Genomic DNA, 13905 nt, shown 5'->3' with positions numbered 1-13905 from the left:
CCCGAAGTTCGTCACCACAGGACGAGGCCCCGTGGGACTGTCCTTCAGCGTTCCTCGAACCCTGAGCCTGCCGTCCGTCGGAGTGGTGAACTCGTGAACCCCCGCCTCAGGCGGTGACGCCCGATCGCACCGAGTCGTCGATCGTGGAGTTGACCCCGCCCACGCGGTAGGTCGCCCCGCGGTGACGATCGGGCAGTCGGTCACCCTCTCCGAACAGCTTGTGCCGCAACGTTCCCGGTGTGTACTCGCGCTCGTAGGCGCCACGCTTCTCCAGGGCCGGGATGACGTGTTCGATCACATCGGAGAAGGTGCCCGGGGTGACGGCGTAGGCGAGGTTGAACCCGTCGACGTCGGTCTCGTCGACCCAACTCTGCAGCTGGTCGGCGATGCTCTCTCCGGATCCGACGAGCACGGGACCCATGCCGCCGATGCCACCCCAGGCAGCGATGTCACCGACGGTCCACTCCTTGCCGGTGTCGGACGCCTGACTGAACGCCGCGACGGCGGATTGGATGGCGTTGCTCTCGACGTTGCCGATCGGCTCGTCGAGGTCGTAGCTCGACAGGTCGATACCCATCCACCCCGACATGAAGACCAACGACCCCTCGTCGCTGGCGTAGCTGCGGTACTCCTCCGCCTTCGCCTGCGCAGCCTCCTCGGTGGCGTCGGTGATGATGGTCAGCAACGTGTAGATCCGCGCGTCGTGTGACTTGCGGCCCGCGTCGACGAGCGCGGCACGGACCTTCGAGACGGCCTCGCGCAGAAGCGGTTTGGTCGGGGCGGCGACGAAGATGGCCTCCGCGTTGCCCGCGGCGAACGCCAGTCCACGCGGCGAGGCGCCGGCCTGGTAGATCACCGGCGAGCCCTGTGGCGACGGCTCCGAGACGTGGATACCGGGCACCGAGAAATGCTCGCCTCGATGGCCGATGTGGTGGACCTTGGCGGGGTCGGCGAACACGCCGTTCTCCCGGTCGCGCTGGACGGCATCGCGTTCCCACGATCCCTCCCACAGCTTGTAGAGGACCGTCAGGTACTCCTCGGCGTGGTCGTAGCGGGCGTCGTGCTCGAGCTGATCCGTATCTCCCATGTTCCGCGCGGCCGACGGCAGGTATCCGGTGACCACGTTCCACCCGATGCGACCGCGGGTGAGGTGATCGAGCGTCGACATGCGCCGCGCGAACGGGAACGGGTGCTCGAACCCGGTTCCGGTGGTGATGCCGAAGCCGAGGTGTTCCGTCGCGTACGCCATGGCCGAGACCAGCAGCAACGGGTCGTTGACGGGTGTCTGCGCACCCTGCCGGATGGCGGCCTCGTCGTTGCCCGCGTAGACGTCATAGGTACCGAGCACGTCGGCGATGAACAGTCCGTCGAAGCCGCCGGTCTCGAGCAGCGTGGCCAGGTCCACCCAGTAGTCGAGGGTGTTGTAGTCCCAGGACCGGTCCTCGGGGTGGCGCCAGAGCCCGGGCGACTGGTGGGCGACACAGTTCATGTCGAAGGCATTGAAACGGATGGGACGCGACACGACACTCCTCGGTAGACAGACTTCGGTAGCCATTGTCGCGACGGTCGACACAGCACGCCACGGTTGCGCCCAGCGTGGCGCCAACCATCGGCAGGTCAGGCGTCGAGGCGGTACACGCGGATCGCGTTGTCGCGGAACACTTTGCGGAGCAGATTGGGACCGCGCGGTGTCAGCACGTCGAGCAGCGTCCCGACGATCATCGCCACCGAGGCGTTGGGTTTGTCGATCGGGTAATTCGACCCGAACATCACCCGATCGGGGCCGAAGACGTCGGTGGTGTGGTCGATGAGCGGGCCCATCATGTCGGTCAGCGTGGCCTGGCTGCCGATGTTTCCCGACGCCTGGTGCCCGTAGCCGAGGAACGGGAACGCCAGACCGGAGTGCTTGGCGACGACGTTCGGGCACGACGCGACCTCGGCGATCCCGTCGCGCCAGCGTGCGTAGATGTCGGCGCGGGCGGCCGCGGTGTGACCGGTCCGCGACCCCATCGGTCCGAAGACCCCGACCGGGGTCGCATAGTGGTCGAGCACGATGGTGACCTCGGGATACTCCCGCGCCAGCCGCACGACGTCGGCCATCTGGTGGGAGTACACCCATGCCTCGAAGCTCAGGTGCCGCTCGGCGACCGCGGCGAACCCCCGGAGAAACGCCGCCGAGGTCAGCGCGTGGTCCTCGTCGGTCCAGTCGCGCACCCGTGGGTCGGGGTGCCGTGCCGCCATCGAGCGGATGCCCCGGAACGGTGAGCGGCTCGCCGCGCGGAGGTGGGCGTCGAGCAGGTCGGCGACGTGCGGGTCCCGCGGATCGGCGTGCCCGACGATCGCGCCGAGAGACGGCGATCGCCCCTCACCGAAGGGGAGCTCGTCGACCCAGTGCGTCTCCCCGGCGGGCCCCAACTCCTCGGCACTGTGCCAGCCGGCCTCGATGTGGACCGCCGAGCCGATCGGGACACCGGTCGCACCCTCGACCGCGACGACGTCGGCGAGGTAGTCCCGCGGCCGGTAGGGGCGCAACAGGTTGCGCGGCGTCAGCGCGAACTCGCGGTCGGCCTGATTGCGCAACCGGAACAGCCGGTCGCCCACGGCAGGGAGAATCCGGTACACGCGTGCCACCGAGCTCGCCTCGCGCGGTGTGGTCAGCGGATCCCACTGATGGATGTGGGTGTCGATGATCGACGGGATGACGTCGGCCAGCACATCCGAGGACGACTCACCGAAGACCATGGTCCGACTGTACTAACGTGGGCACCGACACTCCGTGGGGGTACGCGCGAGTTGTCGAGTGCAGGAGGTCGGTTCGCGATGGGAAGTCACACGCGCAACGGGCTCGCCGCTGTGCGCGAGACGATCGGCCGCGACCCCGACCGGTTCGTCTCCAACTTCTACACACGCCTGTTCTCCGTGCGCCCCGAACTGCGCGACCTCTTCCCGGCCACGATGGCGCATCAGCGCGCCGCCCTGTTCGGCGTGCTCGACCACATCTTCGAGGTCATCCCCGACCCCGCCGGCCACACCGACCTCATCGGGTTCCTGGGTCAGCTCGGCCACGACCACCGTAAATACGGCGTCTCGTCCGAGCACTACGACGTGTTCTTCCGATCGCTGCTCGCCGAGATCAGCGCGACCCTCGGCGAGGACTTCGACCCCGCGACGTCGGCGGTGACCGCGCAGGCGTTGTTGTTGGCCACCGGTGTCATGCGGGGTGCCGCCGAGACCGCCCGTGGTCCCGCGACGTGGCCCGCCCGGGTGGTCGAGAAGTATCGACTCTCGCGTGATCTCGCGGTGGTGCGTCTGGTCACCGACACCCCGCTGACCTACCTGGCCGGGCAGTACCTCGAGGTCCAGATCCCGCAGTGGCCGCGCGTCTGGCGTCACCTGTCGCCGTCGATCCCCCCGAACCCATCGGGCGAACTGGAGTTCCACGTCCGCGCGGTGCCCTCGGGTGCGGTGAGCACGTCGATCGTCACCGAGACCGCCGTCGGCGACGTCTGGACCCTCGCCCAGAGCCACGGGACGCTCGCGGTCGACGCCGACCGCGACGTGCTGATGCTGGCCGGCGGCACCGGACTGGCACCGCTGCGGTCGCTGATCATCGAGATGTCGCGTCGTGTCGACTCCCGCCCGACGCACCTGTTCTACGGGATGCGCTACCCCGGCGAGCTGTACGACGTGGGCACGCTCGCCCAGATCGCAGGCACCAACCCGTGGCTCACGGTGACCGTCGCGTCGGAGGAGTCGACCAACCCGTGGTGGCTCACCCGCGACATCGACTTCGCGCGCCTGGGAATGGAGCACCGCATCGGGACCGTCGCCGATGTGGCCCTGGCACACGGGGACTTCTCGGAGCACCAGGCGATCGTCGCCGGATCACCGGAGATGATCGAGAACACCCGTCGGGCCCTGATCATCGCGGGCGTACCGGGGCGCAGGATCCAGAGCGATCCGCTCTAGTTCCTACTGCTGAGCCGGGACCGAAGCGCCTGCCGACGAGGGGTTGGCCGAGTTCGACGGGACCTCGGATGCCTGCGACGGAACCGTGGACGGCTTGGGCGTCGTCGTCCGGGTGACCGTGCGCGGGGGCTGGGTCACGGTGACCGTCTCCGGGGGCGGCGCAGGAGCCGGCACGAAATCGTCGGTCTCCTCCTCGGTGGTCGTGGTGGTGGTCGTCGGTGGACGGGACCGCGTGGTGGTGGGTGCAGGGGTCGTGGTCGTCGGGGCCGTTGTGGACACCGACGACTCCGACCCGGCGGGCGACGGATCGTCGTCATCGCCGGTGAACAGCACGACCCCGACCACGACGGCGGCTAGGACAGCCGCGGCGACCGCGGCTCCGACCAGTGCGAGCCATCGGTTACGACTGCTGCTGCCGGCGACCCCGCGGTTGCGCCCGTGCAGGGCGGCGCCGTGCGCCGCGGAGTAGGTGGGTTCGGACGCGATCTGGACGGGCAGCTGGGTCTCGTACTCGAGCGCGGGGGCGACGCCGGGGACCTCGGCGCCCGGTCCGACGACGAAGACGCCACTGCGCCCGACATCGGTGGTGGGCAGCAGTCCGAACGCGCCCGCGACGGCCTGTGCTCCGGGGGTGTCGGTGACCGGTTCACGCTCACCGCCGGTCGGCAGCTGGACCGCGCCGACCACCGTCGCGGACTCGGTGTCGACCGCGGCGATGGACAGTTCGTTGAACGGGACGGCGTCCGCGGCGAGGTCGAGGACAACCACGACACCACGCTGATCGGACTGTGCCGCAGCGACATTCGCGAACGCGAACGGCGTGTCGGTGACGATGGTGCGGGAGTACCAGTCCGGGTCGGTCGACGAGCCGGCCGTCACGGTGTTGTGCAGCGCGACCTGCATGCTGCGCTGCGCGCAGGCGACGGTGACCGCATCCACCGCGAACGGGGCGGACTCGACCAACTGGGTGATCGCGTCGAACACCGTGTCCGGGGAGCTGTCGGTCAGATCCACGACGTTCCGGGCCAGCACGTTGCCGGTGGACACCTCCATCACGACGGAGGCGATCTGCAGATCGGTGACCGAAACGCCCAGTACCTGACTCATCGTCTGACACCTCGCGTCCGGCTGCGTGACGGCCCGGGTGGGCCGCACTCGTAGGAGACCCTATCGGCACGTCAGAACCCTCCGTCATCCTGGCCGCTGGTTAGGCTCGAGCGATGTCCCCTGACCAGCCGCAGCGACCGGCCCGACCGGCGCGTCCGCAGATCGCCGTGACGCCGATGCGTGAGCCGGTCAGCGACGACCGACCCCGCATCGTCGACGTGGGTGTGGTCGCGTGGATCCTCGCCCTGATCGCGCTGGCGGTGACGTCGACGCTGGTCGCGATCCGTCAGAGCGAGGTCCGCTCGGAGCTCACCCGCTCGCTGGCCGCGGACAACGCATCCGCCTCGGCCGACGACGTGAAGACCGCCGTCGACATCGCCATGATCGCGGCCGGGGCGATCGCCCTGGTCGTCGTCCTGCTGGCGCTGTACGGCTGCATCCGGATCCGCGACCGCATCCCCGGCGCACGCACGACGCTGACGACGGTCGGTGTCGTCACCGTCGTCGGGTCGATCGCGTTCTGGACCGTGGTCGAGCCGGCCCGCGATCTGATGTCCCCGGTCGTCGGGTGGTCGCCGTTCGTGGTCGCCGCGCTGGCCGCGATCGCCACCGGCGTGATGTTCGTGCCGTCGGTGGGCCGCTGGCTGCGAGCCGCACCGAAACGCTGAACTCAGCTCGGCAGGTCGGCGAGGACTCCCTCGGCGCTGCGGGCGGCGACGCCACACGCCAACGCGGTGGGCCGGTCGAGCAACGGATGAGTCGCCCGCGCCCGCCAGGTGCGCACCGCGGCCAGCGCCGCAGACCGCACCGTCTCCGCGGGATCGTCGGGAGCCAGGCCCAGCCGCAGGGTTGGTTCGATGCCGTATCCACCGACGACCCGGGTGAGTTCGTCGAGGTGGTGCTCGGGCAGGTGGATCGCCCCGGTCCGCAGCCGACCCAACAGACGCAGCTCGGCGAACCCGTGGACGTCGGCGAGCATCCGATCGGCCGCGTGCCGGATTTCCGTCGCCTCGCGTGAGTCGCTGCGGGCGAGGATGCGGCCCAGCGCGATGAGAGCCGTGTGGCTCTTGAGCTGGTCGGCCCGCTGCCCGAACTGCACGTCGATGACGTCGCGGAGTTCGTTGAGCCCGCTGCGTTCGACGAGTTCCGACGCCAGCGTCGGCGAGTCCGATGTCCCCAGGCGGATGAGCGTGACGGCCAGACGTATCCCGAAGAGTCCGAACCGGTCGAGCAGCGTCGCCCGCAGGGCGGGATCGACGGGCAGTTCGGTGGTCGGGGAGACGAACCGGTCGACCGAGAGCATCGCCACCACGAGGTCGTCCGGGGCGACGGCGGCCAGCTTGACCAGCGCCCGGTATTCGACCTCGCGCAGCGTGCGGGCGCCGAGCGCGAGCAACCCGGCGACCGGCACCACGGCCTGACACAGACCGGTTCGTTCCAGTTCGCCCGCGAACCGGGCGGCCACGTCCTTCGCCGACATCATCGCGTCCATCCGGCCCGCACCGATCTCGTCGGCCCGTGACACCACACCGACCACGCCGAGCGGCCCGGAGTCCCGCCCGATGGACTCGCCGATGCGCGCGAGGAACGAGGTGTCGGTGCCGGTCAGCGTGCGCAGCAGGTAGACGACCGCGTCGGCGCCGGACTCCCCGTCCTCGGGGGTCAGCATGTCGACGGTGAGCGCGGAGACGTCGCGCGAGAGCGACGCCGTTCCGGGGGTGTCGATGATGGTCGTGGTGCGCAGGGTCCGTGCGGGCCAGGTGACGTCGAGACGGTCGACGCGCTCGGCGGTGAGCTTGCCGAAGTCGAAGGTGAGGCGGCCGTCCGGGCGCAGCACCGGGATCTCGGTGGTGCGGTCGCCGTCGTAGGTCGCCGTGACCGTGGGCGTCACGCCGCGGCGATACCAGGTGACGACGCGGGTGCACTCGGTGGCGTCGGTGGGCGCGATGTCCTGGCCGACAAGGGCGTTGAGCAGGGTGGACTTGCCCGCCTTGAGTGACCCCGCGAGGGCGATGCGCAGCGGCTCGTCGAGTCGCTCACCGCACTGCACGAGCTCGTGGTGGATGCGGGCGTCGTCGGACCACAGGTCCTGCGCCGAGGCGATCAGGCCACGAGCCCGGTCGATCGTGCTCACGCGCCGATGATCCGCTCGCCGGGGGTGACCACCCGGACGGCCTCGGGCCCGGGATCGAGCTGCTGGGCGACGGTCCGCAGCGCGGCGACGGCTTTGAGTTCCCGTTCGAGCTCGGCCATCCGTCCGGCGCGTTCGGACTGCGCGAGGGAGGCGGCCTCCTGGGCGGCGCGCAGCGACTCGCCGACCGACGTCGATGCCTGCTCGGCGACCTCGGTGAAGTGATCGCGGAGGGATCGTTGGATGTGGCGCAGCCGGTCCCGCGACTCCTTGCCCACCTGGAAGCTGACGTCGTCGGTGTACTTGAAGATCGCCTGTTTGGCCTTGGCCCGGCGCTGGTCGACGCGGACACCCTTCTCGTCTCGATAGGCCTTGCTGCCCAACAGGATACCGGCGCCGACGGAGATCGGGTTGATCAGCGTCAGACCGATCAGCGTCGTCATCAGACCGAACATCAGGACACCGCCATAGGAGCCGCGGAGCCCGATCAACGCCTTCTGCCCGATGCCGAGACGGCCCGATTCCAGGTCGGCGAGGTCGGTGACGGGATCGAAGACACCGTCGATGTCGGAGATGTCGAGGTCGGGCAGATGGGTCTCGGCGGCGTCGGCGAAGTGGTCGGCGACCCGCTGCGACAGCCACAGCGCCTGCTCGTGCGCCCAGACGAAGTTGTCGCCGACCGCGGTCGCGATCTGGTCTTCGAGCCACTCCCCGATCTGGGGCCAGTCCTTGCCGGGGTCGCCCTCGTCGACCGCGACTTCGGCCTCGCGCGTGACCGCGCGGAGTCGATCACGCAGGTCGTGGTCGATGTCGGAGGCGAGATCGGTGATGCCGTCGGACAGCGTCTGCTGCCACAGCGCCGACTTCTTCTGCATCTCGCCCGCCGAGGTCTGCGCGCGCTGCAGACCGGCGACGGCCGCAGCCGCGGTCTCCGGGTCGCGCAGGACGGCGAGTTCGCTGCCGAGGGTCAGCGCGAGGTGTTCCGACACCGACCGCAGGTCCAGCGACACCGACGAGCGCGTCGCCAGGTCGGCGTGCGCGACGACCTTCTCCCGGAGGTAGGTGTACAGATCGGCGAACCCCGATTCGGCGTTCAGCCCGTCGTCGTTCAGACGCAACGCGTGTGACCGCAGCATCGACGAGACCGGCAGCAGGGGGACGTCGATGCCCTCGCGTGTCAGGTGCGCCCGATCGGCTTCGACGATGGCCCGCCAATGGGGGTAGAGGTCGGTCTTGGTGATGAGGCAGGCGACGGTCGGGCACAGCGCGGTGACCTGCCGCAGGAAGCCGACCTCGGGCTCGGTGAACTCCTGGCTGGCGTCGGAGACCACGAAGACGGCGTCGGCGGAGGGGATCAGCCCCAACGTGCCGGCCGCGTGTGGGTTGCCGTGTCCGCCGACCCCGGGGGTGTCGATGACGACGAGACCGTCGGCCAGCAGTGGACTGGGCACGCTGATCTCCAGGCGCTGGATGTCGCGGCCCTGCGCGAGGGGGGTCTTCGGGGTGATGGACCGGATCTGCTCGATCGGGATGGGGACCCGCGTGGGTTCGGTGCCGGGCTGGTCGAGGACCAGCAGCGCCGACGGGGTGTCGGCGTGCTGGACGAGGGTCGCAACGGCCGTCGTCTCGTCATCGCCGACCGAGCAGACCTCGAGGTTGAGCAACGAGTTCACGAACTGGCTCTTGCCCTGCTTGAGCTGGCCGACGACGACGATCCGCAACCGCGGATCGGTGATGCGGGTGCGAGCGCCCTCGAGTCGTTGGACGAGGTCGTGGCGGTCGGCCCGGGCGGCCACCCCGCCCATCTGGCCGAGCAGATCGCCGAGCTGGCGTGCCGCCGAAGCGTCGGACTGTGCGACCTCGTGGCCGTCAGGGGTGGGATGCATGGTGGTGGATGACCTCACCTGGTTGTCGTCGGGTGTGGTGGGAGCGCTGGCGGGTCGCCGGCGGAGAACCGCAACGACCCCGTACGCCAAATCTGAGCGTACGGGGCCGATGCTGTCAGGCAGGCGCGGACGGTAGTTCGGGGCAACCGGCGCGCGCTGCGCTGACGAGCTCTTGTGCGGTGACGCCGCGAGGCGTCGGTCAGGGCAGCAGACCGTGTCCGATGTCCAGGTGGTGCGACTCCGAGGACGTCGCCTCGGTGTGCGTCTGGCCCGCGGCGTCGCCGCCACCGGTGAGTCCGCCGGTCAGACCGTCGGTCAGTCCGCTGGTGTGCAGACCGCCGTCGCCCGCGGTGGCGGACGAGCCGCTGCCTGCGAAGGTGTGGTCGGCGTCGAGACCCGACCACGTGGAGCCGGTGCCTGCCGCGGTGTGGTCTGCCGTGGACCCGGTCAGGCCCGAGGTGGTGTCGGTCAGGCCGTGGGTCGCACCCTGCAGCGAACCCGCACCCGAGGCGTCGCCGGTCGCCGCGCCCGCGGTCGATCCGGTGAGTCCGGACGTGAGGCCGCCGACACCCGAGGTGGTCGAGTGCAGCGCGCCAGCCAGGTCTCCGGTCGCCCCGCCCTGCAGGGCCGAGTCGACACCCGAACCGAGACCGAGGCCGCCGAGGCCCAGGCCACCGGCCGCATGCGAACCGGCATCGACGGCGCCGCCCGCGCCTGCGCCGACGGCGCCGTCGAGTCCGGTACCGGTGCCCGGCGTGGGGTCCAGGGCTCCGGTTGCGGTGGCTGCGATCCCTGAGGTGAGACCGAGCCCGGTCGAGAGGCCCGCCCCGAGATCGGGCAGGCCGGGGGTGGCACCGGTGAGGTCGGTGGCGCCCGAGAGCGCGCCGTTCAGGCCGGTGGTGGCACCGAGGACGGAACCGAGGCCGCCGGTCGCCCCGAGGGCGCCGTCGAGTCCCGCTGCGCCACCGAGGCCCGCTGCTCCGCCGAGTCCGGCTGCGCCGCCGAGACCCGCTGCGAGACCCGTGACACCCGCGAGTCCGCCGGTCAGGGCGGCCGACGGATCGGCGAGCGTGCCGAGCTGTCCGTCCAGCGCACCGGTCGCCTGGGCACCGGTGGTGATCGCGGCGCCGAGAGCGGTCCCGAGGCTGCTGGTGAGGCCACCGTCGAGGTCGAGTGCACCGCCGAGGCTCGTGCCGATCGCGGTGCCGAGATCAGCTCCGCCGCCGAGCGCGCCGATGACCTGCGTGCCGAGGTCGCCGGTGACGGCGGTGCCCAGGACGGCGCCGAGCGATGCACCGAGACCCGCAGCGGCCGTACCGCCCGCGCCCAGTGCAGCACTCAGGGTGGCACCGAGGTCCGCGCCGCCGCCGAGCACCGTGGACAGGTCCACCGAGCCCCCGAGCACAGTGTTCAGTGCGGCGCCGAGCTGTCCGACGACCGCGCCGTCGAGTCCGAGGCCGCCCGCGAAGTTGCCCGCGAGTGCCGCGCCGAGGTCGAGACCGACCGAGGGATCGAGCGCCCCGAGGCCGGACAGACCGGTACCGAGCACGCCGCCGAGAGCGGCTCCAAAGTCGGCTCCGAGGGCGCCACCGGCACCGAGCGCGGCGCTCAGGGTGCTCGAGAGACCGGCGGTGAGACCGCCGCCGAGCAGGGCCGTGACGTCGGCGCCGAGCAGTCCGCCCGCGCCGAGTGCCGCGGTGAGGGTGGTGCCGAGCGAGGTGGCGAGGCCACCGGCGACGTCGAGTCCGAGCGCTCCGCCGAGCACGGTCGACAGACCGGCACCGAGGCCGAGTCCGCCGGCGACGAGCCCGGAGAGCTGTGCGCCCAGGCCGCCGGTGAGTGCGGTGCCGAGCACGGCGCCGAGGGATGCGCCGACGCCGGCGGCGACAGCTCCGCCCGCGCCCAGGGTGGTGCCGAGGACGGCCGACAGGTCGGCGGTCCCCGCGACGACGGCGGCCAGGTCGACCCCGGCGCCGAGAGCGGCACCCAGGGTGGCCCCGAGTCCGCCGGCGAGCAGGCCGTCGAGTCCGAGAGCGCCGGTGAGCGCGGTGGCCAGCGTGCCGCCGAGTCCGAGCACGAGGGTCGGGTCGAGTGCGATCAGACCACCGACACCGACCACGCCCGCGAGTGCCGCGCCGAGCGCCACACCGAGGTTCGCCGCGACCGCACCGCCTGCGGACAACGCGGTGCCGAGGGCACCGGAGAGCTGGCCGGTGAGTCCGCCGGAGAGGAGAGCGTTGAGGTCGGCGCCGAGGACACCGCCTGCACCGAGGGCCGCGCCGAGGGTGCCGCCCAGGGTGGCGGTGAGGTCGGCCGCGACACCCGCCGCGAGTCCGGCGACCACGTCGAGGCCCAGGGCCCCGCCGAGGACGGTGGACAGCGCTGCGCCCAGTCCGACACCGCCGGCCAGCAGACCGGCCAGCTGTGCGCCGAGCGCACCGGAGAGCGCGGTCCCGAGAACAGCGCCGAGGGTGGCGCCGAAGTCGGCGGCCAGGACTCCGCCGAGGCCGAGTGCGGTGCCGAGGACGGCGCCGATGTTCGCGGTGCCTGCGAGCACACCGGCCAGGTCGACACCGCCGGCCAGGAGTGCGTCGAGCGATGCCCCGAGCTGTCCGACGGCGAGGCCGCCGATGCCCAGGGCGCCACCGAGCTGTCCGGCGAGGGCCAGGCCGAGGGTGGGAGCGAGTGCGAGGGCGCCGGAGACGCCCGCGAGGGCGCCGAAGACACCACCGATCGCGAGGCCGAGGTCGGCGCCGAGGACGCCGCCGGCACCGAGCACGGCGCCGAGAGCAGCCGAGAGGTCGGCGGCCAGTCCACCGGCGAGCAGCGCGGTGAGGTTGCCCGCGACGAGGCCGCCGGCGCCCAGGGCGGCGCTGAGCGCGCCACCGAGAACGGCCGAGACGTTGCCGACGACACCGCCGACGAGGACCGCGCCCGCGCCGAGGTTCAGGGCTCCGCCGAGGACGGTGGCCAGGGCGGTGCCGAGTCCGACGCCGCCGGCGAGCAGCCCGCTCAACTGAGCGCCGAGCGCGCCGGCCACTCCCAGTCCGCCGCCGAGCGCGACGCCGAGGACACCACCGAGGGCGAGTCCGAGGTTGGCTGCGACCGCCCCACCCGCGGCGAGGACACCGGACAGTGCGGTGCCGAGCGCGAGGCCGAGGTTGCCGCCACCGGCCAACACCGCGGCGAGGTCGAACCCACCGGCCGCGGCGAGCGCGGCGTCGAGGGCCCCGGCGAGCGCGGCGGTGACGCCGCCGCCCAGGCCGAGGACTCCGGTCAGGGCGCCCGCAAGGGTGCCGCCCGCGCCGAGGACCGCGTTGAGGTCGAGGATCCCGGTGAGGTCGGTGACCGTTCCGAGGACCGCGCCGAGTGCGAGACCGAGGTCGGCGCCGATGACGCCGCCGGCGCCCAGCGCCGTGACCAGGGCGCCCTGCAGCGCGGTGGTGAGACCGCCCGCGAGGGTTGCGAGCACGGTGGTGTTGAGGACCCCGGCAAGGGTGCCGCCGAGTCCGGCGGTGACGCCGAGCGCGGCACCGAGTGCGCCGCTGAGCTGGGCGACGACCCCGCCGACGGCACCGACACCGACACCGAGCGCACCGGCGAGAACGGCGACCAGGGATCCACTGACCCCGACACCGGCAGCGAGTGCGGCGGACAGATCGGCGGCCAGGGATCCGCCCACCCCGATCAGTCCGCCGATCGCTGCACCGAGGGCCGCGCCGACGTTTCCGGCGAGGACACCTCCCACTCCGAGCGCGCCGCCGAGGACGGCACCGATGGTCGCGGTGCCGTTGAGCACCGCTGCGCCAACGACGCCACCGGCGACCGCGACGGCCGCGTTGATGGTCCCGGCGAGCTGCGCGCCGAGACCCGCGGCGAGACCGAGGCCACCGGTGAAGACGCCGGCGATGGTGGCGCCGATGTCGAGGACACCGTTGAGGTCGATGACGTTGACCAGCGAGCCACCGAGCGCGACGACCGCGTCGACGAAGGCACCGAACGCCGCGCCGAAGGTGGCGGCAACCGTTCCGCCGATGCTCAGGGCCGCGGCCAGCGAGCCGGCGAGGGCGGCACCGATCTGGGTGCCGATGGCCAGGTCGCCGAGGTCGATCGCGCCGCCGATGAGGTTGCCGATGTTGAGGACGCCGAAGTTCAGCAGGCCGAGGTCGATGTTTCCGAGGTTGAGGCTGCCGAAGTCGAAGTTGCCCAGGTTGCCGAAGTTGATCGATCCGAAGTCGATGCCACCGAGGTTGATGCCGCCCAGGTCCAGGCTGCCGAAGTCGATGGATCCGAAGTTGATGCCGCCCAGGCCACCGAGGGCGATGCCGCCGAGTCCGCCGAGGTTGATGCCGCCGAGTCCGCCGAGGTTGATGCCACCGATCCCGCCGGCGCCGATTCCACCGATGCCGATTCCGCCGATGCCGCCGGCTGCGACGGGCACGGCGCCCGCGTTGACGATCGACGCGAGTCGCTGACCACCCGGGAACAGACCGGACTCGGCGACCATCGGAGCCGCCGCGACGATGTCGGCGTGGCACAGGTCGGGCAGACCGGCGTCGTTCAGCGCGGCTTGCGGGTTCAGGCAGTACGCGGTGGCCGCCTTGTCGTCGCGGAGCAGGTTCAGGATGAAGTCGAGGACTGCGTTGGTGGGCATCGTGGGCTCCTGTGGTGGTTCGAGGGATCTGATCGTCGTGAGATCTCAGATCTCCGCTTGGCCCCAACGCTAGGCATCGGTGGCCCCCCGCCCAACGGGGATGAACCCCCTCATCGAGGTCCCGCACGGGGTTGGGGGTTCCGGGGTGCGTTAGGGGG

8 protein-coding genes are annotated in these 13905 nt (G+C 71.5%); 2 read left to right on the top strand and 6 right to left on the bottom strand.

Annotation, left to right across the window (positions count from 1 at the left end; all coding sequences use genetic code 11):
• Window positions 1-106: 106 nt before the first annotated feature.
• Both JHC79_RS19965 and JHC79_RS19960 read right to left on the bottom strand, forming a co-directional pair.
• Window positions 107-1555, bottom strand: a complete 1449-nt coding sequence (locus tag JHC79_RS19965; protein WP_296394108.1) for an LLM class flavin-dependent oxidoreductase — start codon at window positions 1553-1555, stop codon at window positions 107-109.
• A 62-nt stretch (window positions 1556-1617) separates the two neighbouring features.
• The gene (locus tag JHC79_RS19960; RefSeq protein ID WP_296394106.1) at window positions 1618-2742 is read right to left on the bottom strand and encodes an amidohydrolase family protein; all 1125 of its coding nucleotides are present in this window, start codon (window positions 2740-2742) and stop codon (window positions 1618-1620) included.
• Between the two features lie 78 nt (window positions 2743-2820).
• Between JHC79_RS19960 and JHC79_RS19955 the strand changes: the two genes are divergently transcribed.
• A complete protein-coding gene (locus JHC79_RS19955; RefSeq protein ID WP_296394104.1) occupies window positions 2821-3969 on the top strand; it encodes an FAD-binding oxidoreductase in 1149 nt (382 codons plus the stop codon).
• A 3-nt stretch (window positions 3970-3972) separates the two neighbouring features.
• Here the strand turns inward: JHC79_RS19955 and JHC79_RS19950 are convergent, their stop codons facing one another.
• A complete protein-coding gene (locus JHC79_RS19950) occupies window positions 3973-5076 on the bottom strand; it encodes a hypothetical protein (RefSeq protein ID WP_296394102.1) in 1104 nt (367 codons plus the stop codon).
• A 113-nt stretch (window positions 5077-5189) separates the two neighbouring features.
• Here JHC79_RS19950 and JHC79_RS19945 point away from each other — a divergent pair, with 113 nt between their 5' ends.
• Window positions 5190-5744, top strand: a complete 555-nt coding sequence (locus tag JHC79_RS19945) for a hypothetical protein (protein WP_296394100.1) — start codon at window positions 5190-5192, stop codon at window positions 5742-5744.
• Window positions 5745-5746: 2 nt separating this feature from the next.
• Here JHC79_RS19945 and JHC79_RS19940 read toward each other — a convergent pair whose 3' ends face one another.
• The 3 genes from JHC79_RS19940 to JHC79_RS19930 all read right to left on the bottom strand — a co-directional run bounded on the left by JHC79_RS19940 (window position 5747) and on the right by JHC79_RS19930 (window position 13747).
• Window positions 5747-7210, bottom strand: coding sequence for a dynamin family protein (locus JHC79_RS19940; RefSeq protein WP_296394098.1), 1464 nt, complete (start codon window positions 7208-7210; stop codon window positions 5747-5749).
• Complete coding sequence (locus JHC79_RS19935) at window positions 7207-9012, bottom strand: dynamin family protein (RefSeq protein ID WP_296394110.1); 1806 nt, start codon at window positions 9010-9012, stop codon at window positions 7207-7209. Before JHC79_RS19935 ends, JHC79_RS19940 begins: the two co-directional genes overlap by 4 nt.
• A 280-nt stretch (window positions 9013-9292) precedes the next feature.
• Window positions 9293-13747 carry an IniB N-terminal domain-containing protein gene (locus JHC79_RS19930; protein ID WP_296394097.1) on the bottom strand — a complete coding sequence of 1485 codons (4455 nt, stop codon included), beginning with the start codon at window positions 13745-13747 and terminating at the stop codon, window positions 9293-9295.
• Window positions 13748-13905: the final 158 nt, after the last annotated feature.

It is taken from the genome of Williamsia sp. (assembly GCF_016462415.1).
In the GTDB taxonomy this organism is placed as follows: Bacteria; Actinomycetota; Actinomycetes; order Mycobacteriales; family Mycobacteriaceae; genus Williamsia_A.
The sequence above is the reverse complement of the archived record's forward strand: the minus strand, read 5'-3'. Positions and strand labels throughout refer to the sequence as shown.

Coding starts and splice junctions, on each gene's coding strand:
- JHC79_RS19950 (WP_296394102.1), bottom strand. CDS start 5,076: ATGAGTCAGGTACTGGGCGTTTCGGTCACCGATCTGCAGATCGCCTCC.
- JHC79_RS19935 (WP_296394110.1), bottom strand. CDS start 9,012: ATGGGCGGGGTGGCCGCCCGGGCCGACCGCCACGACCTCGTCCAACGA.
- JHC79_RS19945 (WP_296394100.1), top strand. CDS start 5,190: ATGTCCCCTGACCAGCCGCAGCGACCGGCCCGACCGGCGCGTCCGCAG.
- JHC79_RS19965 (WP_296394108.1), bottom strand. CDS start 1,555: ATGGCTACCGAAGTCTGTCTACCGAGGAGTGTCGTGTCGCGTCCCATC.
- JHC79_RS19930 (WP_296394097.1), bottom strand. CDS start 13,747: ATGCCCACCAACGCAGTCCTCGACTTCATCCTGAACCTGCTCCGCGAC.
- JHC79_RS19960 (WP_296394106.1), bottom strand. CDS start 2,742: ATGGTCTTCGGTGAGTCGTCCTCGGATGTGCTGGCCGACGTCATCCCG.
- JHC79_RS19955 (WP_296394104.1), top strand. CDS start 2,821: ATGGGAAGTCACACGCGCAACGGGCTCGCCGCTGTGCGCGAGACGATC.